Raw genomic sequence first — 25,522 nt, forward strand, 5'->3', positions numbered from 1 at the left:
GTGAGATAGGTCGCACTCACTCATGGTTGGCACTTACGAAAAGTAAGTGCATGCTGGTGGTCGTGCGGCCGACCGGCCGCGCACCCCGCACTCGAAGGAGCCCGCGCATGTCCATCGCCGTCACCGGAGCCAGCGGCCACCTCGGCCGCCTCGTCGTCGAGTCCCTCCTCGCCCGCGGGGCCGACGCGTCCCAGGTCGTCGCGCTCGCGCGCACGACCGCCAAGGTCGCGGACCTCGCCGACCGCGGCGTCGAGGTCCGCGAGGCCGACTACGCACAGCCCGAGACGCTCGCCCCGGCGCTCGCCGGGGTGGACGTCCTCGTGCTCGTCTCCGGCTCCGAGGTGGGGCAGCGCGTCGAGCAGCACCGCAACGTCGTCGACGCCGCGCGGGCCGCCGGGGTCGCGCGCGTCGTCTACACGAGCGCGCCGCACGCGACGACGTCCGCGCTCGTCCTCGCGCCCGAGCACAAGGCGACCGAGGAGCTCCTCGCCGCCTCGGGTCTCGCCACGACGGTGCTGCGCAACAACTGGTACACCGAGAACTACGTCGGCGACGTGCTCGGCGCGCGCGAGTCCGGCGAGATCGTCGCGAGCGTGGGCGACGGCCGCGTCGCGAGCGCGAGCCGCGCGGACTTCGCCGAGGCGGCGGCCGTCGTCGCGCTCGCCGCGCACGAGGACGCGTCCGCGCACGCGGGCGCCGTGTACGAGCTGAGCGGTGACGTCGCGTGGACGTACGACGACCTTGCCGCCGCGGCTGCCGAGGTGCTCGGGCGCCCCGTCGTCTACCGGCGCGTGTCGCCCGACGAGCACCGCGCGCTCCTGCAGGGCGCCGGCCTGGACGAGGGGACGGCGGGGTTCGTCGTCGCGCTGGACGGCAACATCCGCGACGGCCTGCTCGCCGAGGTCACCGAGGACCTGCGCCGGCTCCTGGGTCGCCCGACGACGCCGCTCGTCGACGGGCTGCGCGCCGCCGTCGCGCAGGGCTGAGCCGGACGGCGCGGCCGTCCGGGCGACCGGGCGGCCGCGCGACGGCGTCCGTCAGTGGGACGCCTTGACGACGAGCACGGGGACGGGCGAGTCCAGCAGGACGCGCTGCGTGGTGCTGCCGAGCAGGAACTTGCCGACGGGTGAGCGCTTGCGCGCCCCCACGACGACGAGGTCGGGGGTCGTGCGCTCGGCCTCGTCGATGATCGCCTCGGCCGGGTCGCGGTGCTCGGGGCGGTACGACACCTCGGGGCGCGCGACCTGGGCGGGGAGCGTGTCGAGCAGGTGGGCGAGGCTCGCGGGGACGCCCGCGTCGGCGTCCTGCGGCGTGAGCACGAGGACCGCGAGCGCGGTCGAGCGGTGGACCGCCTCGGCGACGGCCGCCCGGAATGCGGTCTCGCCCTGCGGGGAGTCGTTGTACGCCACGAGGACGGTCATCGCGCGGGCCCTTCCGTCATTCCGTCGTGCTGCGGTTGAACTCTCTCACAGCGCGGCGTCCGTCGCCGGTCGGCGGGTCGCCCCGTCGCCGGAGCCGCGGAGCACCGCGTCGGGCACCGCCAGGGTCGGGGGCAGCAGGGGCGGCACGACCTCCCGCAGGACCGTCTCGATCTCCCGCCGCCGTCGGGGGCCGAGCCGCTCGGCGGGCGCCGTGACGCTCACGGCGGCGACCGGCTGCCCGGCGCGCAGGACCGGGACGGCGACGCAGCTGATGCCCGGCTCGTTCTCCTCCGTCTCCGTGGCGAACCCCGTCGCGCGCGTGGCCTCGCACGTCGCCCGCAGCGCGGCGGGCGTGACGGGGTGGTCCTCGGGCGCGGCGGCGGCGTACCAGGCGAGCGCGCCGTCGTCGAGGGTCCGCTGGGAGAGCAGCGCGCGCCCGAGCGCGGTGGTCGCCGCCGGGCGGCGGCGCCCGACGGCCGACCAGACGCGGACGGCGCGGGCCGGCTCGACCTTGTCGAGGTAGACGATCTCGGTCCCGGCGAGGGTGCCGAGGTGCACGAGCTCGTCGGTCGCGCGGCACACCGCGACGAGCACCGGGTGCAGGAGCGCGGGGAGGTTCTCCTCGCCGAGGTAGACCGTCGCGAGCGCCGTCGCCGCGGGGCCGAGGCGGTAGTCGCCGGTCGTCGCGTCCTGCTCGGCGTACCCGCGGAACCGCAGGGCCGCGAGCGTGCGGTGCAGCGACGCCTTGTGCAGCCCGAGCGAGCGCGCGAGGTCCCCGAGCGCGACGCCCTCGGGGCCCGCCGAGGCGAGCGCCTCGAGTGCGACGAGCGCCTTGTCGACGCTGCCGAGCGGGCTCTCCGCCGACCCCGCGGTGCCCGACGGCGCACGGCCGGCTTCCGCCATGGTGACTCCTTCGCCTAGAGTGCGTTCCGTAGTGAACAACAGGTGTTCACCATAGCGAAACGGAGCCTGGATGTCATCCCTGGGACCCCTGGAGGGGATCGCCCGTGCCCGCGTCGTGCCGGTCGTCGTGGTCGACGACGCGGCGCAGGGCGTCCTCGTCGCGAGCGCGCTGCGAGACGGCGGTCTGCCCGTCGCCGAGGTCACGTTCCGGACCGCCGGGGCGCGCGCGGCGATCGAGGCGATCGCGCGCGAGGTGCCCGACGTGCTGGTCGGGGCGGGCACCGTCGTCACAGCCGCCCAGGTCGACGAGGCCGTCGACGCCGGGGCGCGGTTCCTCGTCTCGCCCGGCCTCTCCGCCGCGGTCGTGCGTCGTGCCCAGGAGCTCGGCGTGCCCGTCGTCCCGGGCGTCGCGACGCCGTCGGACGTCATCGCCGCGCTCGACCTCGGCCTCGACGTCGTCAAGCTGTTCCCCGCGAACGTCGTCGGCGGGCCTGCCGCCGTCAAGGCGTTCTCCGCGCCGTTCCCCGGCCTGCGGTTCGTGCCGACCGGCGGCGTGAGCGCCGCCAACCTGCTCGACTACCTCGCCCTGCCCGCCGTGCTCGCCGCCGGCGGCTCCTGGATGGTCGACGCCGCGCTCGTGCGCGCGGGCGACACCGTCGAGATCACCCGCCGCACGCGCGAGGCCGTCGCGCTCGCCGCGACCGCCCCCCACCCCGCCGAAGGAGCCTGACCCATGACCGACACGACCACCGCCCGCGCCCCGCTCGCCGTCCGCCCCGCGGCCGACTGCGCCTACGACGTCGTCGCGCTCGGCGAGGTCATGCTGCGCCTCGACCCGGGGGAGCGCCGCATCAAGACGGCCCGCCGCTTCGACGTGTGGGAGGGTGGCGGCGAGTACAACGTCGCGCGCGGTCTGCGCCGCGCGTTCGGCCTGCGCGGCGCGATCGTCACCGCGCTCGCGGACAACGAGGTCGGGCGCCTCGTCGAGGACCTCATGCTCACGGGCGGCCTCGACACGCGCTGGGTCCGGTGGCGCGAGGACGACGGCATCGGCCGCACGGTGCGCAACGGGCTCAACTTCACCGAGCGCGGCTTCGGGGTGCGCGGCGCGGTCGGCGTCTCCGACCGCGGCAACACCGCGATCGCGCAGCTCCGGCCCGACGACGTCGACTGGGACGCCGTGTTCGGCAGCGGCGTCCGGTGGTTCCACACTGGGGGGATCTTCGCCGCGCTGTCGGAGTCGTCCGCCGACGTCGCGGAGGCGGCGATGGCCGCCGCGCGCCGCCACGGCACGGTCGTCTCCTACGACCTCAACTACCGCCCCTCGCTGTGGAAGGGCATCGGCGGCGTCGAGCGCGCGCAGGAGGTGAACCGCCGCCTCGCGCGGTACGTCGACGTGATGATCGGCAACGAGGAGGACTTCACCGCGTCGCTCGGGTTCGAGGTCGAGGGCGTCGACGAGAACCTCACCGACCTCGACACGTCCGCGTTCCGCGCGATGATCACGCGCGCGGCCGAGGAGTACCCGAACTTCCAGGTCGTCGCGACGACGCTGCGCGGCGTGCGGACCGCGACGGTCAACGACTGGGGCGCGATCGCGTGGTCGCGCGTGCAGGGCTTCGCGGAGGCGACGCACCGCCCCGGCCTGGAGATCCTCGACCGCGTGGGCGGCGGCGACTCGTTCGCGTCGGGCCTCGCGTACGGGCTCATGGAGCTCGGCTCGATCCAGGAGGCCGTCGAGTACGGCGCGGCGCACGGGGCGCTCGCGATGACGACCCCCGGCGACACGTCGACGGCGTCGCTCGCCGAGGTCCGCAAGCTCGCGTCGGGCGGCAGCGCGCGCGTGCAGCGCTGAACCGTCGGCCTCCCGTCTCCCGCCGTGCCGGGCCGCACGTCCAGGGTTAGTGTGGGCGCGCTGTCGGCGGGAGGCGGGAGGTACGGCGTGGTTGGTGGGGCCTTCGTGCCCGGGCTGCCCCGCCGCGGCGCCGAGGAACCGCCGGACCTGGGCCGAGCCCTGGAGCACGCGCGCATCCTCCGCGCGGCGGGAGACCCGGCCGGTGCCGCCCAGGTCCTGGACCGGGCCTTCGCCGCCGAGGGCGTGCGGACCCGCACCGTCGCCGAGCGCGTCCGGTTCCGCGCCCTGGTGCTCCGTGCCGACCTCGCGCTGGCCCTGCACGACGACGCGGCCGCCGCACGGTTCCTCGAGGGCGTGGAGTGGTTCCGCGCCGGGGCCGACTTCCTCCCGCGCGTGGCCGACGCGCTCGCCGCCCTCGACGACGAGGTGCACCTCGCGGACGAGCTGCGCGACCGCCTCGCGAGCGAGCGCCGCACGGGCTGAGCCGCACCGGCAGACCTGCCCGGCCGGGAACCGCTCGCGCGGGAGCCGCGTTGGACTGCGCAGTACCGGTGCGGGCGCCGACCGCGCCCGGCCCATCTCGCGAGGAGGCAGACATGCTGTGCCCCACCGACCAGACCGTGCTCGTCATGACCGAGCGCAAGGGCGTGGAGATCGACTACTGCCCCACGTGCCGCGGCGTGTGGCTCGACCGCGGCGAGCTGGACAAGATCATCGACCGCTCGGTGGAGAGCGAGATCGCCGCCGAGGCCGCGGGGCCGGCCGCCGCCGTGCCGCCCGCCCCCGCCGCGCCCGCCCCGACGTCGTACCCGCCGGCCGCCGCCGTGGACTACGGCAGCCCCGCCCCGCGCTTCGGGGAGCGGTACGGCGACCGCCGCGAGGACGACCGCGACCGCTACCGCGACGACCGGTACCGCGACGACCGCTACGACGAGCGCTCGCGCGACGACCGGTACCGCGACGACCGGGACCGCCGGTACGACGGCCGCGACGGCTACGACCCCCGCTACCGCAAGCGCAAGAAGAAGGAGTCGTGGCTCGAGGACCTCTTCGACTTCTGACGCGCCCCGTGGTCGACTGTCCCGCGTGACCGTCCTCGACTCGTTCTCGCTCGTCGGCCGCACGGCCCTGCTCACCGGCGGCAGCCGCGGCATCGGCCGCGCCGTCGCCCGCGCGCTCGGCGAGGCGGGGGCGCGCGTCGCGGTCACGGCGACCACCGCGGCGGCGGCCGACGAGGCCGCCGCCGCGCTCCGGGACGCCGGCACCGACGCCCGCGGCTACGTGCTCGACGTCACCGACCGCGAGCAGGTGGACGACGTCGTCGCGCGCGCCGCCGCCGACCTCGGCACGGTCGACCTGCTCGTCAACAACGCGGGCGTGTCGATCGGCGGCGCGGCCCTCGAGATCGGCGACGACGTGTGGCACCGCACGCTCGCCACCAACCTCGACGGCGTCTGGTACTGCTCGCGCGCCGTCGCCCGGGAGCTCGTCGCGCAGGACCGGCCGGGGACGATCGTCAACGTCGGCTCGATGTCCGCGTCGATCGTCAACCGGCCCCGCTGGCAGCCCGCGTACCTCGCGTCCAAGGCGGCGGTGCACCAGCTCACCAAGGGCCTCGCCGCCGAGTGGGCGCCGCACGGCATCCGCGTGAACGCGGTGGCGCCCGGGTACGTGCGCACCGAGGCGTCGCCGGTCGACCAGCCGGAGTACTACGACGACTGCGTCGCGCCCGCCGCGATGCAGCGCTGGGCGGAGCCGGAGGAGATCGGGCCGCCCGTCGTCTTCCTCGCGAGCGCGGCGTCGAGCTTCATGACGGGCGCCGTCGTCACGGTCGACGGCGGCTACACGCTGTTCTGACCGGGCGGGTGCCGTCCCGGGTCGTGCGCCGGGCTAGGCTCGGTCCCCGTGCGCGCAGTCCTGGGCAGGTGGGTCGACCCCTTCGTCGTGACGCTGCTCGTGGTGCTCGTGCTCGGGCTCGTCGTGCCCGTGGGGCCGGGCGCGCAGCGCGTGGTCGACGCCGCCGCGGACGTCGCGGTCACCGTCCTCTTCCTCGTCTACGGCATGCGTCTGTCCACGCGGGAGGTCTGGGCCGGGCTGCGCAACTGGCGCCTGCAGGGCGGGATCCTCGCCGCGACGTACGTCGTCTTCCCGGTGCTCGGGCTCGTCACGGCGTGGGCGATCGAGCCGCTCGTCGGGGCGCCGCTCGCCGCCGGCATGCTCTACCTCTCCCTGCTCCCGTCGACCGTGCAGTCGTCCGTGGCGTTCACGTCCGTCGCGCGCGGCAACGTCGCCGGGGCGATCTGCGGCGCGACGGTGTCGAACGTCGCGGGCATGGTGATCACCCCGCTGCTCGTGCTGTGGCTCATGACGGGGACCGGCGGGGGAGCCGACGGGCCCACGGGCGGGCTCGGCGGCCTGCGCACGGTGCTGCTCCAGCTGCTGCTGCCGTTCGTCGTCGGGCAGCTCCTCCAGCCCTGGGCGGGGGACTGGGTCCGGGCGCGGCGCTGGCTCACGCTCGGCGTCGACCGCGGCACGATCCTCGTCGTGGTGTTCGGCGCGGTCGCGGCGGCGTCCTCGGCGGGCGTGTGGTCGAGCGTGTCCGGGTGGTCGATCGTCGCGCTGCTCGTGGTCAGCGCGATCGTCCTCGCCGTGATGCTCGCGGCCACGTGGTGGGGCGGCGCGGCGCTGGGGCTCTCGACCGAGGACCGGGTCGCGCTGCTCATGTGCGGGTCGAAGAAGTCGCTCGCGACGGGCCTGCCCATGGCGAGCGTGCTGTTCCCCGTCGCGGTCGCCGGCGTCGTCGCCGTGCCCGTGATCGTCTTCCACCAGCTCCAGCTCGTCGTCTGCGCCGTCCTGGCGCGGCGCCTGGCCCTCCGCGACTGACGCCCCTGGCCCGCCTACCGAGCTGACCATGCGGAGGCGTCCCGTCGTGGCGGCCGGGCGGGCGACGACCACATGCTCGGCGGGTTCGGAAGGGGCCTCCCGTCAGCCGCGGGCCGCGACCTGCTCGCGGACCTGGCGCTTGGCGCGCGTGAGCATGCCGTTCATGCCGCCGATGCGCAGCGGGCTCACCGCGCGCGTCAGGCCGATCGACATCGGGAAGTCGTCGGGCACGTCGAGCACCTCCTGCACCGTCAGGCCCGAGAGGCCCTGCGCGAGGATCGACGCGAAGCCGCGCGTCGTGGGGGCCTCGGCCGGGGCGGTCGCGTAGAAGTGCACGACGCCCGCGTCGTCGACCTCCGCGAAGGCCCGCACCGGCGACTGGCACTCCTCGATCCGCTCCAGCAGACCGGGCGCGCTCGCGTAGCGCTCGGGGAGGTCGGGAAGCTCGTTCGCGAACTCGAGCAGCAGCTGGAGGCGCTCGCGCTCCGGCATCGCGAGGAAGTCCTCGCGGATCTCCGCGAGCGTCGCGGGCAGGTCGGGCGAAGCGTCGGAGGGGGAGCTCATGGGGGCGATCCTCGCATCGGGGCCGGGGCGGCGGGACGGTAGTCCCACCGTGCGGAACGCTCCGCGGACGCGTCGTATGCCCGCGGCACGCCGACGGCGCGCGGCCCGTCGTGGAGGACGGGCCGCGCGCCGTCGGGCACGCTCGCGCGGGACGCGGGTCAGTTGAGCGACGCCGGGGCCTCGCCGGGCTCCTCGCCCTTGACGATCGGCACGCGCACGGCGTTGCCCCACTCGGTCCACGAGCCGTCGTAGTTGCGGACCTTGTCGAAGCCGAGCAGGTACGTGAGCGCGAACCACGTGTGGCTCGACCGCTCGCCGATGCGGCAGTACGTGACGACCTCGTCGTCCGTCGCGAGGCCGAGGCCGCCCTCCTGGTAGATCGCCTCGAGCTGCTCGCGCGACTTGTAGGTGCCGTCCTCCGCGACCGCCGTCGCCCACGGCACGTTGCGCGCCGTCGGGATGTGGCCGCCGCGCAGCACGCCCTCCTCCGGGTAGTCCGGGATGTGCAGGCGCTCGCCCGTGTACTCCTGCGGGGAGCGGATGTCGACGAGCGGCCCGTTGCCGATGTGGGCGAGGACGTCCTCCTTGAACGCGCGGATCGTCACGTCGTCGCGCTCGACGACCGGGTACTCGACCGCGACCGGCTCGGGGACGTCCGTCGTGACCTCGCGGCCCTCGGCGATCCACTTGCCGCGGCCGCCGTCGAGCAGGCGCACGTCCTCGTGGCCGAACAGCGTGAAGACCCACGCCGCGTAGGCCGCCCACCAGTTGTTCTTGTCGCCGTAGACGACGATCGTCGTGTCGCGCGCGATGCCCTTGCTGCCGAGGAGCTGGGCGAAGCCCTTGCCGTCGATGTAGTCGCGCGTGTCGGGGTCGTTGAGGTCGGTGTGCCAGTCGATCTTCACCGCGCCGGGGATGTGCCCGGTCTCGTAGAGCAGCACGTCCTCGTCGGACTCGACGACGACGACGCCCGGCTCGCCCAGGTGCTCGGCGAGCCAGTCGGTGCTCACGAGGCGGTCGGGGTGGGCGTACTGCGTGATCTTCTCGCTGGTGTCGAGCGGTGCGGGCATGGTGTCCTCCGGGCGCGTGGTGGGCGTTCGCTCGTCAGGCTAGGTCGGCCGTCCGCATCACGGAAGGCTCGTGACGCATGCTGAGACGGTGTAAACGCACGCTGCGGACGCTCGCTTCGGTGGCCACACTGGACGGGTGACCGCCACCGTCCCGGAGCGCGTGCGGCGGGCCGTGGCGCTGCTCGACCTCCGCGGCGACGAGGCCGTGCTCGAGATCGGCCCCGGTCCCGGGGCGGCTGCCGAGCTCGTGCTCGCCACCCACCCCGGCGTGCGGTACGTCGCGCTCGACCGGTCCGCCGTGGCGGTCGCCCGCACGACCGCGCGCAACCGGGTCGCTGTCGACGACGGCCGCCTCGTCGTGCGGCGTGGGGAGCTCGCGGCGACCGGTGGTCCGAACGTCTCCGGCGGCCCGTTCGACGTCGCGTTCGCGGTGGACGTCAACGTCTTCTGGACGCGCGTGGGCCATGCCGAGGCGAGCGCCCTCGCCGCGCTGCTCGTCCCGGGCGGAGCGCTCTGGCTCGTCCATCAGACGCCGGACGGAGGCGACGACCGGGTCCTCGACGGCGTGCGCGCGTCGCTCGACGTCCCCGCGCTGGGCCCGGTGACGGTCGTGCGCGACGGGGTGCTCGCCGTCGGCGCGCGACGGGTGGCCGACCCGCCCGGGTGACCGGCGGTCAGCCCAGGAGCTCGCGCGTCGCGTCGCCGAGGGCCTGGTCGAGCAGCTCGAGGCCGAGGTCGAGCTCCTCCTCGCTCACGGTGAGCGGCGGGGCGATGCGGAACACGCCGCCCATGCCGCGGAGCTGCACGACGTTCATGTGGAGCCCGAGCTCGAGCGCCCGCCGGGTGACGAGCGCGCCGAGGGCGTCGGCGCCCTCCTTCGTCTCGCGGTCGAGCACGAGCTCGATGCCCTGGAGCAGCCCGCGCCCGCGGACGTCGCCGATCGTCGCGTGGCGGTCCTGGAGGTCGAGCAGCCCGGCGCGCAGCCGGTCGCCGAGCACCCGGACGCGCGCGTCCATCCGCTCGGCCTGGAGCACGTCGAGCACGGTGGTGCCGACCGCCGCGACGAGCGGGTCCGAGACGTGCGTCGTGAAGAAGAGGAAGCCGCGCTCGTGCGCGCGCGCCTCGATCTCGGCGCTCGTGACGACGGCGGCGAGCGGGAGCCCGGCACCGAGGGTCTTGGAGAGGGTGAGGATGTCCGGCACCACGGGCTCCTCGCCGTCGCGCCCCTCGAACGCGTACCAGGAGCCGGTGCGGCACAGCGCCGTCTGCGCCTCGTCGAGGATCAGGAGCATCCCGCGCTCGTGGCACTTGTCGCGCAGCGCCGCGAGGTAGCCCGGTGGGAGCTCGACGATCCCGCCCGAGCTGAGGATCGGCTCGACGAGGCACGCCGCGAGGCTGCCCGTCGACTGCACGTCGACGAGGTCGAACGCGAGGTCGAGCTGGCGGCGCCAGTCGTGCGTGCCGTCGGGCGCGAGGTGGTCGGGCCGGTACGCGTTGGGGACGGGGACGACGAGGTTGCCGGGCGCCGTCGGGCCGTAGCCGCGGCGGCCCGCGCTGTACGTCGCGGCGGCCGCGGCGTGCGTCATGCCGTGCCACGACCCGGCGAGCGAGACGACCTCGTGCCGTCCCGTGACGAGCTTCGCCATCCGGATCGCGGCCTCGTTCGACTCGGCCCCCGTGGTCAGCAGAAGCACCTTCTCGAGCGGGTCGGGCAGCGTGTCCGCGAGCCGGCGGGCGAGGTCGACGACCGGGCGCGACAGCATCCCGGAGAACAGGTGGTCGAGCGTCCCGACCTGGCGGCGCACCGTCTCGACGATCGCCGGGTGGCTGTGCCCGAGGATCGCGCTCATCTGACCGGACGTGAAGTCGAGGACGCGGCGCCCGTCCGTCGTCGTGACGAAGCTGCCCGCCGCGCTCTCGACGATCTCGGGCGTGAACGGCCCGCCGTACCGCACGAGGTGGCGGTCGGCGTCGGCCCAGAACCGCGCGGCGTCGTCCGCGGCGGCCCGGCCCCCACCGGGGGACGGGGCGGACGGCGGTGCGGGCGCGGGGGAGGGCGGGAACGTCATCCTCCGAGCGTAGGGACGCGCCGCTGTGCGCGACCAGCGCGAGTCTGCGTACAGTCTGTGCGGAGAAACCGCACAGAGAGGAGCGCACGTGCTCAATGCGGCCCGGCTGCAGATCCTCGCGCGGCTCGAGAGCCTCGGGACCGTGCGCGCCGTCGGGACCTCGCTCCACCTGAGCCCGTCCGCCGTCTCCGCGCAGCTCGCCGCGCTCGAGGCCGAGACCGGCGCGCGCCTCCTGGAGCGCACGGGTCGACGCGTCCGCCTCACGCCCGCCGGCCGCACGCTCGCCCGGCACGCGCGCGTCATCCTCGACCAGATGGCGCTCGCCGAGGCCGAGCTCGCCCACCCCGACGGCGAGCCGGCCGGCGTCGTGCGCGTCGCCGCGTTCTCGAGCGCGGTGCGCGCGCTCGTCATCCCGCTCGCGACGCGGCTCGCCGTCGAGCACCCGCGCGTCGAGGTGGAGGTCGACGAGCTCGACCCGCGCGAGAGCGGGCCCGCGCTCCGGCGCGGGGACGTCGACGTCGCGGTGACCGCCGACCTGCTCGACGGCGCGCTGCTCGCCGGGCCCGACGTCGCGACCGTCCCGCTGCTCGAGGACCCGGTCGTGCTCGTCACGGCGCGCGGCGACCGGGCCCCCGGCGAACCGGTCGACCTCGCGCGCCTCGCCGACGCGCCGTGGGCGGCCGACCTCCCCGGGCGCTACCTGTCCACGCTCGTCGAGAGCGCGTGCCGCGAGGCCGGCTTCGAGCCGCGCGTCGTCGCCCGGCTGCCCAGCTACGAGCTGCTGCTCGCGCACGTCGAAGCCGGGCTGTCCGTCGCGCTGCTGCCGGGCCTCGCCGTCGACCCGCGGTACGCCGTCGACGCCCGCCCGCTCCGCGCGCCCCGGACCCGCCCGGTGTACGCGGCCGTGCGCCGCGGGGCCGCGCCGACGGCCGCGACCACCGCCGTCCTCGGCGCCCTGCGCCGCGTCGCGCGCGAGGTCGCCGGTCCCGCGCCGCCCGGCACCGACTGACGCCCGCTCGCGCCGGATCCCGCGCGACCTACACTGGCCCCAGCACCGCACGACGACGTGGAGGTCCCGTGCCGCGCACTCCCGCACCGCCGCCCCGCTCCGAGGAGCACCCGCGCCGCCCCGACGCGCGCCGCGACCCGCGCTCCGTGCGCGCCGCCTACCGTTCGTTCCTCGACCACGGCGTCCTCCCGCGCGGCGTCCACCCGCTCGTCGCCGACTCGTGGCGCCGGTCCGTGCACAGCGGTGTCGACCCGGAGGCGCCCCGCACCGACTCGGGCCTCGCCCACGACGACCTCGTCGCCTACCGCGAGGCGCACCCGCTCGCGGGCGTCATGCCGGTCGTGCGCGAGCTCGTCGTGGACGCCGCCGCCGACGACGGCCTCGTCGTCGCCGTGTCCGACGACGCGGGCCGCCTCCTGTGGGTCGAGGGTGACCGGGCGCTGCGCGACGCCGTCGACCGCGTCGGGTTCGTCGAGGGGTCGGTCTGGCGCGAGGAACGGGTCGGGACGAACGCGCCCGGCACCGCGCTCGCGACGCGCAGCCCCGTCCAGGTCCTCGGCGCCGAGCACTTCTCCCGGCCCGTGCAGGCGTTCAGCTGCACGGCCGTGCCCGTCCACGACCCCGCGAGCGGGCGCGTCCTCGGGGTGCTCGACGTGACGGGGCGCCAGTCCGCCGCGTCGGGCGTCGTGCTCTCGCTCGTGCGCGCGACCGTGCTGAGCCTCGAGCGCGAGCTCGCCCAGCGCGCCGCGGCGACGGGTCCCGACGACGGCCCGGGCCGGCTCCCGGGACCGCCCCGCGACGGCGCGCCCGAGCTGCTCGTGCTCGGCACGGCGCCCGTGCTGCGCTCGCCGGACGGCCTCGACCACCGCCTCTCGCTGCGCCACGCCGAGATCCTCGTGCTCCTCGCGACGCACCCCCGCGGGCTGTCCGCCGACGAGCTCGCCGTCCTCCTGCACCCCGGCGAGCTCTCCGACGTGACCGTCCGCGCCGAGGTGTCGCGCCTGCGGCGCGTCGCGGGCGCGCTCCTCGCGGGGTCGCGCCCCTACCGGCTCGCGCGACCCCTGCGGACCGACGCCGACGTCGTGCGCGACCACCTCGCGGTGGGCGACGTCCGCGGCGCCGTCGCCGCCTACCGCGCGCCGCTCCTGCCGCGCTCGGGCGCGCCCGCCGTCGAGCACCTGCGCGCGGAGCTCGCGGCCGAGCTGCGCACCGCCGTCGTGGCCGCGGGCGGCGCCGACGTGCTCGACGCGTGGACGCGCACCGACGACGGCGCCGAGGACCACGCCGCGTGGACGCGGCTGCAGCGCGTCGCGGACCACGGCAGCCCGCTGTGGCTGCGCGCCCGCGCCCACCTCGACCTGCTCGACGACGAGCTCGCCTGAGGTCCGGGGGAGCCGCCCGCTGCAACGGTCCTGCAACCCTGCGCCGCCTACCGTCGGCCGCACGGCGCGACGAGGCGCCGGGCCGCGCACCGGCGTCGGACGCTCCCCGCCCGACGGCGACCTCCCCCAGGGCGCGGCGAGGACCAGCACTGCGAGTCAGCACTGCGAGGAGGCAGACGATGACGGTCTACGCAGCCCCCGGCACGGACGGGGCGATCGCCGAGTACAAGGCCCGGTACGACCACTGGATCGGCGGCGAGTACGTGGCGCCGGCCGGCGGGCAGTACTTCGAGAACCCGAGCCCCGTGACGGGCCGGACCTTCACCGAGGTCGCGCGCGGCACCGCCGACGACATCGAGCGCGCGCTCGACGCCGCGCACGGCGCAGCCCGGTCGTGGGGCCGCACGAGCGCGACCGAGCGCGCCAACGTCCTCAACAAGATCGCCGACCGCATGGAGGAGAACCTCGAGCGGATCGCCGTCGCCGAGTCGTGGGAGAACGGCAAGCCCGTCCGCGAGACGCTCGCCGCCGACATCCCGCTCGCGATCGACCACTTCCGCTACTTCGCGGGCGCGATCCGTGCGCAGGAGGGGTCGATCTCCGAGATCGACGAGGACACCATCGCGTACCACTTCCACGAGCCGCTCGGCGTCGTCGGCCAGATCATCCCGTGGAACTTCCCGATCCTCATGGCCGTGTGGAAGCTCGCCCCGGCGCTCGCGGCGGGCAACTGCGTCGTGCTCAAGCCCGCCGAGCAGACGCCCGCGTCGATCCTCTTCCTCATGGACATCATCGGGGACCTGCTGCCGCCCGGGGTGGTGAACGTCGTCAACGGGTTCGGGGTCGAGGCGGGCAAGCCGCTCGCGTCCAGCCCGCGCATCCGCAAGATCGCGTTCACGGGCGAGACGACGACCGGCCGCCTGATCATGCAGTACGCGAGCCAGAACATCATCCCGGTCACGCTCGAGCTCGGCGGCAAGTCGCCGAACATCTTCTTCTCCGACGTCGCCGACGCGCGCGACGACTTCTACGACAAGGCTCTCGAGGGGTTCACGATGTTCGCCCTCAACCAGGGCGAGGTGTGCACGTGCCCGTCGCGCGCCCTCATCCAGTCGTCGATCTACGACACGTTCCTCGGCGACGCGATCGAGCGCACGAAGGCCGTGCGGCAGGGCAACCCGCTCGACACCGAGACGATGATCGGCGCGCAGGCGTCGAACGACCAGCTCGAGAAGATCCTGTCGTACATCGAGATCGGCAAGGCCGAGGGCGCGAAGGTGCTCACGGGCGGATCGCGCGCCGAGCTCGGCGGCGACCTCGCGGGCGGGTACTACGTGACGCCCACGATCTTCGAGGGCAAGAACTCGATGCGGATCTTCCAGGAGGAGATCTTCGGGCCCGTCGTCGCGGTGACCGACTTCTCCGACTTCGACGACGCCATGACGATCGCCAACGACACCCTGTACGGGCTCGGGGCCGGCGTCTGGTCGCGGTCGGGCAACACCGCCTACCGCGCGGGCCGCACCATCGAGGCCGGGCGCGTGTGGACGAACTGCTACCACGCGTACCCCGCCGCCGCCGCGTTCGGCGGGTACAAGGGCTCCGGCGTCGGGCGCGAGAACCACAAGATGATGCTCGACCACTACCAGCAGACGAAGAACCTCCTCGTCTCCTACTCGGCCCAGAAGCTGGGCTTCTTCTAGACCAACCCCACCCGCCCTGCCCGCCTACCGACCACGGGCTCGGCCCCCTCTCCCCCCCGGCCGCCGAGCAGGTGTTCCTGGCTCGTCCGGCCGTCCGGACGGACCAGGACCACCTGCTCGCGGCGCCGGGATCGCCTGGTCGGCCTGACACGTGGAGGGTTTCGTGGTCGACGACGTCCCCTCGGTCCGTCCGGTGGGCGCGCCACCCGCGCGGGTCGCGCTCACCGACGACGCCGCGGCGCTGCTCGCGCGGCTGCGGACGGTCCACGGCGAGCTCATGTTCCACCAGTCCGGCGGGTGCTGCGACGGGTCGTCGCCCATGTGCTACCCGCAGGGCGACTTCCTGCTCGGCGACGCCGACGTGCACCTCGGCGATCTCGTCGTCGACGCGCCCGGTCCCGGCGCGCCCCGTCCCGGTGCGGGCGGCCCTGCCGCGGACGGCCCCGCCGCGGCGGACGGCGCAGCGGGGCGGTTCGTCGTGCCCGTGTGGATGAGCCGCGCGCAGTTCGAGTACTGGAAGCACACCCACCTGACGATCGACGTCGTGCAGGGTCGCGGCGCCGGGTTCAGCGTCGAGGCACCCGAGGGCGTGCGTTTCATCATCCGGTCGCGCCTGCTCACCGACGACGAGTGGGCGGCGCTCGACGCCCTCGCGGGTCCCTAGAAAGTCCAGGCGTCCTCGACCGTCGTGTAGACGACGTCGACGTGGTCCCAGTCGAGCGAGACGTTCATGGTGAGGTCGGCCGGGTCCGTGACTCCGAACCCCTGCTTCCAGGTGATCGACTGCCCTGGGAGGACCGGGGCCGTGGGCGCGCCGCCGTAGCCCTGGCCGGAGTCGAACACCTCGTCGCCTGCGGCGCCCCCGCTCGTGACCTGGGTGTACCCCGACGAGGACCAGGTGGTGGCCGTCCCGTTGGTGACGGTGAACGTGAAGCTGAGGTAGGTGGGGAAGTCCCCGACGGCCGCCCACTCGCTCGGGGTGAAGTAGCCGTCGTTGGTGACGGTGAGCGTGAGACCGTCCTCCCACTCCATGGGCGTGCCGAACGACGTCACGGGGTTCTGGTGCGCGGCCTCGGCTTCGTCCTTGCCGGTGGAGTAGCCAGCCTCGTAGCCGTCGTTGAACTCCTCGGTCCGCTCGGCGAGGAAGTCGGCACCCGCGCGCGCGCCCGTCGTCGACCCATGCTCGTACCCGAGGTCGTAGCCCTCCTGGTACGTGCCGGTCAGGGTGGGTTCGGCGCCGGTCGGCTCGGCGGAGGTCGATGACGCGGCCGGGGTCACCTCCGGGCCCACCGGCGCCGCGAGACCGCACGCAGTGACCGACCCGACGAGCGCGAGGGCGGCGGCGACCGCGCGAGCGCACCGCAGCGGGGGCACGGACAGGGGATGGCCGTACGGGGACATGGTGCTCCTTCGGTTCGGCACGGTGTCGATGGGTCGGGGCGCGCTCAGTGGCGGGGGAGGTGCAGGAGGTTGTCGGTCTCGCGTCCGTTCGCGACGGACGTGATGTAGCGGGTCCCACGCGGGCTTACGCGGGCGACGACGTCGGCCTGGTTGTGCGTGCGCTCGTCGAACGTGCGGAAGCGCTCGCCGCGGCGGATGGCGGCGTGCACGGCCTCCCGGGTCCCGGCGCGGAGCGGTCCGGTCGTGGTGGTCGAGTAGCGGACCTCGACGACGTGCTCGTTGGTGGTGCCCGGGTGCGCGACCCGGACGGAGCGGATGAACGGCACGGTGATCTCCTTCTCGTGTGGTGCGGGTGCGTTGTGACGGTGGGCGACGGAGCTCAGTCCTCGTCGGCGTCCGGCTTGGTCGCGGCGCGGTCGCTGGGCGGGGTGAGGGACACGCAGTGCGGGCACAGTCCGCGTCCGTCGCGGAGGGGGTACACGCACCCGCACCGGCACCTCACGTGGCTGATCGGGGTCATGCGAGCTCCTTCGCCTGTGCCGGCCTGCGGTGGCCGGTCATGGAGGAGCGTCCTCGATGCGAATGCCAGCGGACGACGTTGTAGGCGATAAGAGGGGTTATCGAAAGAAGCGCGAGCAGCGAGCCGGATCGCGATAGTGTTCGGGACCTCGATGACGAACACGACGAGGAGGTGCCTACCGTGACGACGTCTCCCGCGATCCCCGCGCCGCGGCCGCTGCTCGCGGACCTGCGCCTCACGCTCGCCGACGTTGCCGAGCTCGCCCACGTACGACGTCCAGTGGTGTCGGTCTGGCGCCGGCGCCACGCCTCCGGCCCCACGCCGTTCCCCGCGCCGGTACGGCGGGCGGTCGCTGTCGCGGGTCGAGCGGGCTCCGACGCCCTGCTGTTCCGTGCGTCGGACGTGGCGGACTGGGTCGAGACGAGCGGCCTCGGCAACAACCGCGCGTTCCGCGCGGACGTCGCGCTGCGGGCGGTGCTCGACGACGAGTCCGGCCCGGACCGCGACGTCGCCTTCGCCGGGCTCACCGCGCTCCTCCGCCTCAAGGACTACGTGTCCGAGCCCCTCGCGTCCCTCGACGCGGACGAGGTCCTCGACCTGGCGGACGAGCTCGACCCGGACGACGACGTCCTCTATGCGGAGATCGAGGCGCTCGGCCAGCATCTCGACCGGTTCGCCGCCCTCGCGGATCTCGCCGCCGGGTCGGCGTACACGCCCGGTGCCGCCGTGGAGGCACTGCTTGCCGACCGGTTCCGCACGGGCCGTGATGAGCTCTCCCGATCAGCGCTCGCACCCGCCGCGCTTGCGCTCATCGCGGACCTGGCGGGTGCCGTCGGGGGCGACCACGCGGCGTCGGGTGTGACGGTGGAGCGTGCCGTCGCCGACCCGTACCCGGGCTGCGGAGACCTCCTGGCCGCCGTCCTCGGCCGCGGCGAGGTCGTCGAGTCCCCGACGGCCCACGTGCCGACGGGCGACGCCCACCGCCTCGTGCGGCGTCGGCTCGGCGCGCACGGCTGGTCGGTGCGGCCACTGGAGGCCGAGCCCGTCGCCGGTGCTCCCGGGTCGTGCGAGCTCCCGCTCGTGGTGACCCAGGTCCCTCCCGTCGGCTCCGGTGTGCTCGACGACGTCGCCGTCCTCGACCTCGTCGACAACCTTGTCCTCGGCCTCGCCGATGGCCAGTTCGCGCTCGTGATCGGGCCTGCGAGCGCGCTGATCGATGCGTCGTCGTCCCACGAGGCGGAGTCGGTGCGCTCGGCCCTGCTGCGACCGAACCGCCTGCGCGCGGCGGTGCTCCTCCCCGTCGGCCTCCTCGTGGAGCGCTCACGTGAGCGCCTCGCGCTCTGGGTCCTCCGGGGCGGCGACCCCGACCCGGACCTCGACATCGCGGACCGCTGGACGACGGTGGCCGACCTCTCGGGGGTCTCGCCGGTGCGCGGTACCTTCTCGCCGGGGGTGGTCGAGGACCTCGTGACCGACGTCGTCGCAGCCCTCGGCACGCGGGACGACGTGGCGCGGCACGCCTTCCGGTTCTCCCGGTTCGTGCACGTCCGCGAGCTGCTCGCCGCCCGGGGAAGTCTCGTCGAGGTCGTCCGACCGCTGGCACCGGTCGCACGTGACGACGGCGGTGCTGCCGCCGCGCGCGCCGCCGAGCTGGTGGGCGTGCTCGACGGTGTCGAGCGCCCGGCGCTCGACGTCCGGGTCGATCGCGGAGACGCCGCGCCGGTGCGGCGGGCGCGGTTGGGAAGCCTCGTCGACGGGGGTGTCGTGTGCCGCGTTCCCGGCAACCGGCTCGACGGCGCCGACGTGCGTGCGCCCGGCGGCGACCCGGCGGGTGAGTCGCGGGTCCTCGGTGTGCCTGAGCTGCTCGGCGACCTTGAGGTCGGGGCACGTGTCGTCGACCGGCTCGGGTTCGCCGCCCGGTATCCGGCGGGACGTCTCACCGAGCCGGGCGACGTCGTGTTCTGCACGACGCCGCGCCCCGCCGCGATCGTCGACACCGCGGGCTTCTCCGTGGTCGCCTTCCCGGCCCGGGTACTGCGCCTGCGGGCACGCGGTCCTGCCGAGCCGCGCGGTGCGGTCGGGGCCGACGTGCTGCTCGTGCCCGAGGTGCTCGCGCGCGACGTCGCGGCGCAGGCCCGGGGGACCCGTTGGCGGTCCTGGGACGTGCGGCTCGTCCCGGCCGACCAGGCGGACGACGTCGTCGCGGCGCTCGCGCGGGTGCGTGCACGCCGCGCCGCGGCACGCGCCGAGCTGGCGCGGCTAGAGGAGCTGGAACGGGTGCTGGTCGACGGCGTCACGACCGGTGTCGTACGCATGCGCAAGGATGAGCCCGGCTCGTGAGCAGGGCTGTTCACGAGGACCATTCGAGGAAGCGAGCAGAAGTGCCCCCGAGGACGAAGCAGGCGGTGGCGACGCCGAGCACGGCGACCACCATGAAGGAGCTCAAGGACACGCTGTGGAAGGCCGCGGACAAGCTCCGCGGCTCCATGGACGCGAGCCAGTACAAGGACGTGGTCCTGGGGCTCGTGTTCCTCAAGTACGTCTCCGACGCGTTCGAGGAGCGGCGCGGCGCGATCCTCGCCGAGTGCGTCGCGGACGGCCTGAGCGAGGAGGACGCGCAGCCGTTGCTGGAGGACCAGGACGAGTACCGCGGTGCGGGCGTGTTCTGGGTCCCGACGCGCTCGCGCTGGGCCTACCTCGCGCGGCACGCCAAGGGGCGGGCGGCCACGCCCGAGGAGCCCGGTGCGACGATCGGCGAGCTCGTCGACGACGCGATGGTGCACATCATGGGGTCGAACCCGGCGCTCGCCGCGACGCTCCCGACGATCTTCAACTCGAACAGCGTGGACCAGCGTCGCCTCGGCGAGCTCGTGGACCTGTTCAGCTCGGCGCGGTTCACCGGCGTCGGCGCGATCCGGGCCCGCGACGTGCTCGGCGAGGTGTACGAGTATTTCCTCGCGAAGTTCGCCGCCGCCGAGGGCAAGCGCGGCGGCGAGTTCTACACGCCCCCCGGCGTGGTGCGCGTGCTCGTCGAGATGCTCGAGCCGTACGCGGGCCGCGTGTACGACCCGGCGTGCGGGTCCGGTGGCATGTTCGTCCAGGCCGAGAAGTTCCTCGAGCGGCACGGCGCCGACCCGCAGGCGATCTCCGTGTACGGGCAGGAGCTCAACGAGCGCACCTGGCGCATGGCGAAGATGAACCTCGCCGTGCACGGACTCACCGGCCAGCTCGGCGCGCGCTGGGGCGACACGTTCGCGCGCGACCTGCACCCCGACGTGCAGATGGACTACGTCATGGCCAACCCGCCCTTCAACATCAAGGACTGGGCCCGCGCTACCGACGACGCCCGCTGGCGCTACGGCGTCCCGCCCGCCGGGAACGCCAACTACGGCTGGATCCAGCACATCCTGTCCAAGCTCGCGCCCGGGGGGTCCGCGGGTGTGGTCATGGCCAACGGGTCCATGTCGTCCAACTCTGGCGGAGAGGGCGAGATCCGCGCCCAGCTCGTCGAGGCCGACCTCGTGTCCTGCATGGTCGCGCTGCCTACGCAGCTCTTCCGGTCCACCGGGATCCCCGTGTGCGTGTGGTTCTTCGCGAAGGACAAGACGGCGGGGGACCGGGGTTCGATTCCCCGCACCGGGGAGGTGCTCTTCCTCGACGCCCGGAACCTCGGTCACATGGTCGACCGCGCCGAGCGTGCGCTGTCCGACGACGACATCGCCACCATCGCCGGCACTTTCCACGCCTGGCGCGGGACGAAGTCGGCCGTCGACGCCGGGCTCACCTACGAAGACGTCCCCGGCTTCGCCTACTCCGCGACCCTCGCCGAGATCAAGGACGCCGGTTACGCCCTGACCCCCGGCCGCTACGTCGGCGCCGCCGAGGTCGAGGACGACGGCGAGCCCGTCGAGGAGAAGATCGCGAGGCTCGCCAAGGAGCTCTTCGAGCAGTTCGAGGAGTCGGCGCGGCTCGAGCGGGTCGTGCGTGAGCAGTTGGGCCGGATCGATGGGTGAGTGGCACGACACGACCCTCGGTGAACTTGTCACGTCGTCCGGCGGGGGAATCCAGACCGGACCGTTCGGTAGTCAGCTTCATGCTTCCGACTACGTCGCTGATGGCATCCCGAGTGTCATGCCCGCCAACATCGGTGAGAATCGGATCGTCGAGGACGGTATCGCTCGGATTACCGAGGACGACGCCCAGCGGCTTTCCCGGCATCGGCTCGTACCCGGTGACATCGTGTACTCGCGCCGAGGCGACGTCGAACGCCGAGCCTTGGTGCGCGAGGAGAATGCTGGCTGGCTCTGCGGCACAGGTTGCCTGCGCGTGCACTTCGGACCCGAGCCGACTGCTGATGCAGCGTTTGTGTCCTACGCGCTGGGTACTGAGTGGACTCGCTCGTGGATCGTGCAGCAGGCAGTCGGAGCGACGATGCTCAATCTCAACACCGGGATCCTGGCGTCGGTGCCGCTCTCGGTTCCTGAGCTTGGCGAACAGCGGGCGATCGCTGAGGTGCTCGGTGTGCTCGACGACAAGATCGCGGCCAACACCCAACTCGCCGCCACTGCGGAAGGGCTGCTCCGTGCCGAGTTTGAGTGCACGCGTGTCGACGTTGAACCGTGCAGCAGCGATGAAGCGGTGAGCGTGGCAGACCTCTTCGAAGTCAATCCTCGCCGAGCGAGGCCATCGGCAGATGAGCCGGTGTACGTGGACATGGCGAGATTGCCCACGAACTCCTTCTCGGTATCGGAGTGGACTCGACGTGCACCTCGCGGCGGGGTTCGATTTACGAATGGAGACACGGTCATGGCGCGTATCACTCCGTGCCTCGAGAATGGCAAGGTTGGATACATTGATTTCCTCGCTAGCGGCGAGGTGGGGCTCGGATCGACGGAGTACATCGTCCTGCGATCTCGCGCGGAGCGAGGCGTACCTCTCGAATTGTCGTATTTTCTGGCGCGTAGTCCGCGGTTTCAGGCCAACGCGGTCCAGCACATGGTCGGATCATCGGGCCGTCAGCGTCTCGCGGGCGACGACATCAAACCGTTTCCGCTTCGCCGGCCGGATCCGTCAGCGCTGGCGAGGTTCGGTGAGATGGCTAGCCCGATCTTCCATCACGTGCGGTCACTGATCCGTGAGAACGTGACCCTCGCCGCGACCCGGGACACGCTGCTGCCGCAGCTCATGTCGGGGAAGCTCCGGGTCCGCGAGGCGGCAGAGATGGCAGGGCTGTGACGGTGCCGCACGTGGCGCCAGGGTTCAGCACGCCCGTGCCCGCGTCGTCCGCGGGCCGGGGGTGCCCGGCGTGCGGACGCGCGCTCGCCGCGAACCCAGACAGGTCGTGGCCGCCGCACCTGGACGCGAGCAGCACCGCCGTCTGCCCCGGCCCGCGGCGCACCGCGAGGCGAGGCGCCGCGCGGACGGAAGCTGCGCCGTCGGGCACGACTGCCCCGGACGCCCTCGCCGAGACCCCGCGCCGTCGCGCCCGGGACGAGGCGGACGAGGATCGCCCGACGTACCTCGAGCGTCGCGAGGCCCGCTTCCGCGAGCGGGCGATCCTCGACCTCGACGACGGCCCGGCCGGCGAGGACCTCGACGACACGCTCTACCGCGCCCGCGAGTGCGGCGGCGGCCTCCCGACTCTTGGCCGAGGCCATCGATGAGGGGCCGGTCGGTCATCGGACGCAAGACGGGCGCGCGGAGCGGGGCCCGGGGGCGGGGCGTATGAGCGCCACTCGAGAAGGGAAGATCTTGCCCGGGTGGTTCGCCGATCCCACTGTCGGTGCACCGCTTCGTTGGTGGGACGGGCGTGCGTGGGCGAAGGAGCCAGGGAACCACCCGAGCCTCCGGCCAGGTGTTGAGCTTCCCGGCGGGCGACGAGTGCATTTCTGTGTTCCATACGGGTGGTTGGACTCGCACGTCGGTGCGTTCCCCGGTCCGGGCTTCCGACCTGTGGCGGACGCCGGATACGACCCTCGGCATCAGTGGTGGTGCGTCGAAGACCCGCGCCCCCACCAGCGGACGGGTGGGGATCTCGCTCACAGCGCATTCGACGTCGAGATCCGGTACCTGCAGTTCGCTGACGACCTCGCGCGGACCGCATCGACGATGTGGACTCCTCCTCCCTCGTGGCCCGTGCCCCCGTCCGGCTGGAGGCCTGCGGACGGATGGGTCGCCCCCGTGGAGTGGGGTCCCGCACCTCGGGACTGGATGTTCGAGCGCCCCGATCTCGACCAGGTGCGAACCCATCTTGCCGCGCGGGACTGGGTCCTCGGTGGGCGAAGTGCGTCCATCGAGGCGGTGCTGAACCGGATCGAGCAGGCTGTCATGTGGTCGGCGGCACAGGCGCGCGCGACGCGTCAGGCCTGGGCACCCGATGAACGGCGACTCGACTGCGAGCAACCGGTGGACTTACGCGAGTTGACACGCGTCGCCGAGGGCGTTCGCTCGAGCGGGACCAACCTCCGGACCTACCTGCTCCACGTGCTGTACGGGGTCTCTGGGCTCGACGAGTACTTCGCCCCGCTGCGGGAAGTGTTCGCTCGAGCGACGAACAGGGCTATGGCCGTCAATGCGAAGGTCCTGCTCGCTCGGGGCGATGAACTGCGCAGTTCCCCAGGGGCCGAGGCGCGCGCGAAGTGGGTTGCCGCCGTGGAGCTCCGTGAGCGCTTCAGGCCGACGCTGGCGTGGACCGGACTCGAGCTTTCCACCGCGAAGCATGGTAGCTCCCGCGATTGGGAGACCGCGGAGGAGATCTCGGCGGCTGCACTTCGACGCTGGGGATTCGTCGACGTGAGGAGAACTCCTCCCGGTGCCGACGGGGGCGTCGACCTTGAAGGGCGAGGTGTCGTCGGGCAGGTGAAGTACCACGCGCAACCTGCTGGCCGCGAGGCGCTGCAACGGCTCGTCGGAGCGAACCTGCACGGCGCGCGCGCGGTGTTCTTCTGCCGCGCCGGATATACGGCTCAGGCTGTTCGGTACGCGGACCTGGCCGGGGTCGGGCTCTGGACGGTCGATGTCGACACGGGGTCGGTGGCGGCTGCGAACGATGTGGCCCGGCAGATGGAGCAGTGAGGTAGCGGTTGAGGCGGTCGGTGGTCGCGACCGCTGGATCCCGGACCGGTGTGGACAGCGAGGAGAGCCTGAATGAGGGGGAACGAGTGACAACGCAGGGTTACCGATGGAGCTCGCCGCCGAACTGGCCGGTGCCGCCGGAGGGGTGGGCGCCGCCGGACGGGTGGACGCCCCCGGCGGACTGGCCACCGCCCCCGCCGGGCTGGAAGTTCTGGGTGCCGATCGCACCGGAGCCTGCTCCGAGCTCCGTGCACGCTCCGGTCGGTCCCGTTGCAGTGCCGTCGGCTGTGCCACCGGCCGTGCCGTCGAGCACCGCGACCGAGCGGACTGGTGGTGACCCGGGGATCCCGCTGTTCGGCGCGAGGCGACGCGCGCGGGAGCTCGCGGCATCGGCCGACGGTCTGCGGGCGGAGAACGAGCGCTTGCTGGCCGAGCTCCACCGGGTCGGAGCCCTGGATGCGGTGACGATCGAGCGCGAGCGGGAGGATGCCAGGCGCAGGTACCAGGACGAGGCGATTGCGCTGGAGGTCGAGCGACAGGCGTCGCGAGAGAAGTTCACCGCAGAGATCGCTGAACTCACTGCGCGTCGCGATGCGCTCGGCGCGAGAGTCCGAGAGTTCGACGCGAAGGTCGTCCACCTCGAGGAGACGGAGATCCTCCAGGAGGTCGGCGTGTACGAGTACCAGCACCCGCTCGCCGACGTCGAGGCGTACAAGGCCCGGCTCACCACGCTGCGCGGTCACATCATGGAGATGGCGAAAGCCGACGGCGGGGCGATCCTTGCGGCATCGGGCTGGACGGTGAACGGCTCCGTCGCGCAGGGCAGGAAGATGGTGAGTCAGACCTCGAAGCTCATGCTGCGCGCCTACAACGCCGAGGCGGACGCGCTCGTGCGAGCACTGAAGCCGCACCGCCTCGCGGCGAGCATCGACCGCCTCGAGAAGACGGCGACCACGATCGAGCGGCTCGGCACCACGATGTCGATCCGGGTCTCGTCGGCGTACCAGCGGGCCCGCATCGACGAACTTAGACTCACCGCCGACTATCTCGCCAAGGTCGAGGAGGAGAAGGAGACCAACCGTGCGGCGCGCGAGGCCCTGCGCGAGCAGCGCAAGGTCGAGCAGGAGATGGCCCGAGCCCGGGAGAAGCTCGAGAAGGAGAAGAGCCATCTGGCGAACGTCCTGGAGACCCTGAGAGCGAAAGGTGATCTGGAGGCCGTCGCCCGGTACGAGGCCCAGCTCGCCGACGTCGATCGTGCGATCGAGGACGTCGACTACCGGGCCGCGAACCAGCGTGCGGGCTACGTGTACGTGATCTCGAACCTCGGGGCCTTCGGCGAGGGGATGATCAAGATCGGCATGACGCGTCGGCTCGAACCGATGGACCGGGTCCGAGAGCTCGGTGACGCATCGGTGCCGTTCGGGTTCGACGTCCACGCGCTCTTCTTCTCCGACGACGCGGTCGGTATTGAGGCCGAGATGCATCGTCGTCTGGCGGAGAAGCGGGTCAACCGGGTGAACCTGCGGCGCGAGTTCTTCTACGCGACTCCCCACGACGCGCTCGTCCAGCTCCGGGACCTCGCGGGCGACGTGCTGCAGTTCACCGAGCTGCCCGAAGCGCTGGAGTACCGGCAGAGCCAGAACCTCCGGACGACTGGCTGAGAACGTC

Annotated in this window: 25 protein-coding genes and 1 pseudogene; 19 read left to right on the plus strand and 7 right to left on the minus strand. The window is 73.4% G+C overall.

The genetic code is table 11. From position 1 onward, the window contains the following. Positions 1-107 precede the first annotated feature (107 nt). Positions 108-986 carry an SDR family oxidoreductase gene (locus tag BXA05_RS12355; protein WP_076405176.1) on the plus strand — a complete coding sequence of 293 codons (879 nt, stop codon included), beginning with the start codon at positions 108-110 and terminating at the stop codon, positions 984-986. Between the two features lie 51 nt (positions 987-1,037). Here the strand turns inward: BXA05_RS12355 and BXA05_RS12360 are convergent, their stop codons facing one another. Together BXA05_RS12360 and BXA05_RS12365 are read right to left on the minus strand one after the other, a co-directional pair. Further along, positions 1,038-1,421, minus strand: coding sequence for a universal stress protein (locus tag BXA05_RS12360; RefSeq protein WP_034653722.1), 384 nt, complete (start codon positions 1,419-1,421; stop codon positions 1,038-1,040). 45 nt (positions 1,422-1,466) lie between these two features. After that, a complete protein-coding gene (locus BXA05_RS12365; RefSeq protein ID WP_076405177.1) occupies positions 1,467-2,324 on the minus strand; it encodes an IclR family transcriptional regulator in 858 nt (285 codons plus the stop codon). 70 nt (positions 2,325-2,394) lie between these two features. Here BXA05_RS12365 and eda point away from each other — a divergent pair, with 70 nt between their 5' ends. The 6 genes from eda to BXA05_RS12395 all read left to right on the plus strand — a co-directional run bounded on the left by eda (position 2,395) and on the right by BXA05_RS12395 (position 7,062). Then, entirely contained in the window at positions 2,395-3,054 is a 660-nt protein-coding gene (gene eda, locus BXA05_RS12370; RefSeq protein ID WP_076405178.1) for a bifunctional 4-hydroxy-2-oxoglutarate aldolase/2-dehydro-3-deoxy-phosphogluconate aldolase, read from the plus strand. A 3-nt stretch (positions 3,055-3,057) separates the two neighbouring features. Further along, positions 3,058-4,179, plus strand: coding sequence for a sugar kinase (locus BXA05_RS12375; protein WP_034653729.1), 1,122 nt, complete (start codon positions 3,058-3,060; stop codon positions 4,177-4,179). Between the two features lie 87 nt (positions 4,180-4,266). Beyond that, entirely contained in the window at positions 4,267-4,662 is a 396-nt protein-coding gene (locus BXA05_RS12380) for a DUF8817 family protein (RefSeq protein ID WP_170963173.1), read from the plus strand. Positions 4,663-4,775: 113 nt separating this feature from the next. After that, complete coding sequence (locus tag BXA05_RS12385; RefSeq protein ID WP_076405179.1) at positions 4,776-5,240, plus strand: TFIIB-type zinc ribbon-containing protein; 465 nt, start codon at positions 4,776-4,778, stop codon at positions 5,238-5,240. A 25-nt stretch (positions 5,241-5,265) separates the two neighbouring features. Further along, positions 5,266-6,036, plus strand: coding sequence for an SDR family NAD(P)-dependent oxidoreductase (locus BXA05_RS12390; protein WP_076405180.1), 771 nt, complete (start codon positions 5,266-5,268; stop codon positions 6,034-6,036). Between the two features lie 48 nt (positions 6,037-6,084). Beyond that, complete coding sequence (locus BXA05_RS12395; protein WP_076405181.1) at positions 6,085-7,062, plus strand: bile acid:sodium symporter family protein; 978 nt, start codon at positions 6,085-6,087, stop codon at positions 7,060-7,062. Positions 7,063-7,164: 102 nt separating this feature from the next. On the opposite strand, the gene BXA05_RS12400 is transcribed toward BXA05_RS12395, so the two are convergent. Next, positions 7,165-7,626, minus strand: a complete 462-nt coding sequence (locus tag BXA05_RS12400) for a SufE family protein (RefSeq protein WP_021482841.1) — start codon at positions 7,624-7,626, stop codon at positions 7,165-7,167. A gap of 158 nt (positions 7,627-7,784) precedes the next feature. Beyond that, positions 7,785-8,696: a sulfurtransferase gene (locus tag BXA05_RS12405; RefSeq protein ID WP_021483735.1), complete on the minus strand. Its 912-nt coding sequence runs from the start codon at positions 8,694-8,696 to the stop codon at positions 7,785-7,787. A 136-nt stretch (positions 8,697-8,832) separates the two neighbouring features. Here BXA05_RS12405 and BXA05_RS12410 point away from each other — a divergent pair, with 136 nt between their 5' ends. Next, entirely contained in the window at positions 8,833-9,363 is a 531-nt protein-coding gene (locus BXA05_RS12410) for an SAM-dependent methyltransferase (RefSeq protein ID WP_076405182.1), read from the plus strand. A gap of 7 nt (positions 9,364-9,370) precedes the next feature. Here BXA05_RS12410 and BXA05_RS12415 read toward each other — a convergent pair whose 3' ends face one another. Further along, complete coding sequence (locus BXA05_RS12415; protein WP_083711847.1) at positions 9,371-10,765, minus strand: aspartate aminotransferase family protein; 1,395 nt, start codon at positions 10,763-10,765, stop codon at positions 9,371-9,373. 88 nt (positions 10,766-10,853) lie between these two features. Here BXA05_RS12415 and BXA05_RS12420 point away from each other — a divergent pair, with 88 nt between their 5' ends. From BXA05_RS12420 to BXA05_RS12435, 4 genes are all read left to right on the plus strand, one after another. Beyond that, positions 10,854-11,774: a LysR family transcriptional regulator gene (locus BXA05_RS12420; RefSeq protein ID WP_076405183.1), complete on the plus strand. Its 921-nt coding sequence runs from the start codon at positions 10,854-10,856 to the stop codon at positions 11,772-11,774. Positions 11,775-11,842: 68 nt separating this feature from the next. Continuing rightward, complete coding sequence (locus BXA05_RS12425; RefSeq protein ID WP_082774259.1) at positions 11,843-13,156, plus strand: sigma-54-dependent transcriptional regulator family protein; 1,314 nt, start codon at positions 11,843-11,845, stop codon at positions 13,154-13,156. A gap of 179 nt (positions 13,157-13,335) precedes the next feature. Continuing rightward, complete coding sequence (exaC, locus tag BXA05_RS12430; RefSeq protein ID WP_034653685.1) at positions 13,336-14,859, plus strand: acetaldehyde dehydrogenase ExaC; 1,524 nt, start codon at positions 13,336-13,338, stop codon at positions 14,857-14,859. Between the two features lie 163 nt (positions 14,860-15,022). Next, entirely contained in the window at positions 15,023-15,523 is a 501-nt protein-coding gene (locus tag BXA05_RS12435) for a DUF779 domain-containing protein (protein ID WP_244550449.1), read from the plus strand. Here BXA05_RS12435 and BXA05_RS12440 read toward each other — a convergent pair. Together BXA05_RS12440 and BXA05_RS20080 are read right to left on the minus strand one after the other, a co-directional pair. Next, complete coding sequence (locus BXA05_RS12440) at positions 15,520-16,260, minus strand: FliH/SctL family protein (protein WP_076405184.1); 741 nt, start codon at positions 16,258-16,260, stop codon at positions 15,520-15,522. The two genes, BXA05_RS12435 and BXA05_RS12440, sit on opposite strands and share 4 nt — an antisense overlap. Before the next feature lie 44 nt (positions 16,261-16,304). Further along, positions 16,305-16,586 (minus strand): DUF3892 domain-containing protein, encoded by a 282-nt coding sequence (locus BXA05_RS20080; RefSeq protein WP_076405185.1) that lies wholly within the window; start codon positions 16,584-16,586, stop codon positions 16,305-16,307. A gap of 374 nt (positions 16,587-16,960) precedes the next feature. Between BXA05_RS20080 and BXA05_RS12450 the strand changes: the two genes are divergently transcribed. The 7 genes and pseudogenes from BXA05_RS12450 (at position 16,961) to BXA05_RS20305 (ending at position 25,515) form a co-directional block, all read left to right on the plus strand. Then, positions 16,961-19,120, plus strand: a complete 2,160-nt coding sequence (locus tag BXA05_RS12450; RefSeq protein WP_083711849.1) for a hypothetical protein — start codon at positions 16,961-16,963, stop codon at positions 19,118-19,120. Positions 19,121-19,212: 92 nt separating this feature from the next. Further along, positions 19,213-20,793: a class I SAM-dependent DNA methyltransferase gene (locus BXA05_RS12455; protein ID WP_425291924.1), complete on the plus strand. Its 1,581-nt coding sequence runs from the start codon at positions 19,213-19,215 to the stop codon at positions 20,791-20,793. Beyond that, positions 20,765-22,015: a restriction endonuclease subunit S gene (locus BXA05_RS12460; RefSeq protein ID WP_211435858.1), complete on the plus strand. Its 1,251-nt coding sequence runs from the start codon at positions 20,765-20,767 to the stop codon at positions 22,013-22,015. The genes BXA05_RS12455 and BXA05_RS12460 overlap by 29 nt, the downstream gene beginning before the upstream one ends. Positions 22,016-22,026: 11 nt before the next feature. Continuing rightward, positions 22,027-22,443, plus strand: coding sequence for a hypothetical protein (locus BXA05_RS12465; protein WP_143311142.1), 417 nt, complete (start codon positions 22,027-22,029; stop codon positions 22,441-22,443). 61 nt (positions 22,444-22,504) lie between these two features. Next, positions 22,505-22,597: pseudogene (locus BXA05_RS20785) on the plus strand (DUF2510 domain-containing protein); the annotation flags it as partial. Positions 22,598-22,990: 393 nt separating this feature from the next. Further along, positions 22,991-23,854, plus strand: coding sequence for a restriction endonuclease (locus tag BXA05_RS20560; RefSeq protein WP_244550450.1), 864 nt, complete (start codon positions 22,991-22,993; stop codon positions 23,852-23,854). A 299-nt stretch (positions 23,855-24,153) separates the two neighbouring features. Further along, on the plus strand, positions 24,154-25,515 hold the full coding sequence (locus tag BXA05_RS20305; protein WP_244550451.1) for an SNIPE associated domain-containing protein: 1,362 nt from the start codon (positions 24,154-24,156) through the stop codon (positions 25,513-25,515). Positions 25,516-25,522 lie beyond the last annotated feature (7 nt).

It is taken from the genome of Cellulosimicrobium funkei, from assembly GCF_900155925.1.
Taxonomy (GTDB): Bacteria; Actinomycetota; Actinomycetes; order Actinomycetales; family Cellulomonadaceae; genus Cellulosimicrobium; species Cellulosimicrobium funkei.

Coding starts and splice junctions, on each gene's coding strand:
- BXA05_RS12415 (WP_083711847.1), bottom strand. CDS start 10,765: ATGACGTTCCCGCCCTCCCCCGCGCCCGCACCGCCGTCCGCCCCGTCC.
- BXA05_RS12440 (WP_076405184.1), bottom strand. CDS start 16,260: ATGTCCCCGTACGGCCATCCCCTGTCCGTGCCCCCGCTGCGGTGCGCT.
- BXA05_RS12385 (WP_076405179.1), top strand. CDS start 4,776: ATGCTGTGCCCCACCGACCAGACCGTGCTCGTCATGACCGAGCGCAAG.
- exaC (WP_034653685.1), top strand. CDS start 13,336: ATGACGGTCTACGCAGCCCCCGGCACGGACGGGGCGATCGCCGAGTAC.
- BXA05_RS12355 (WP_076405176.1), top strand. CDS start 108: ATGTCCATCGCCGTCACCGGAGCCAGCGGCCACCTCGGCCGCCTCGTC.
- BXA05_RS12365 (WP_076405177.1), bottom strand. CDS start 2,324: ATGGCGGAAGCCGGCCGTGCGCCGTCGGGCACCGCGGGGTCGGCGGAG.
- BXA05_RS12405 (WP_021483735.1), bottom strand. CDS start 8,696: ATGCCCGCACCGCTCGACACCAGCGAGAAGATCACGCAGTACGCCCAC.
- BXA05_RS12360 (WP_034653722.1), bottom strand. CDS start 1,421: ATGACCGTCCTCGTGGCGTACAACGACTCCCCGCAGGGCGAGACCGCA.
- BXA05_RS12375 (WP_034653729.1), top strand. CDS start 3,058: ATGACCGACACGACCACCGCCCGCGCCCCGCTCGCCGTCCGCCCCGCG.
- BXA05_RS20560 (WP_244550450.1), top strand. CDS start 22,991: ATGTTCGAGCGCCCCGATCTCGACCAGGTGCGAACCCATCTTGCCGCG.
- eda (WP_076405178.1), top strand. CDS start 2,395: ATGTCATCCCTGGGACCCCTGGAGGGGATCGCCCGTGCCCGCGTCGTG.
- BXA05_RS12455 (WP_425291924.1), top strand. CDS start 19,213: ATGAAGGAGCTCAAGGACACGCTGTGGAAGGCCGCGGACAAGCTCCGC.
- BXA05_RS12400 (WP_021482841.1), bottom strand. CDS start 7,626: ATGAGCTCCCCCTCCGACGCTTCGCCCGACCTGCCCGCGACGCTCGCG.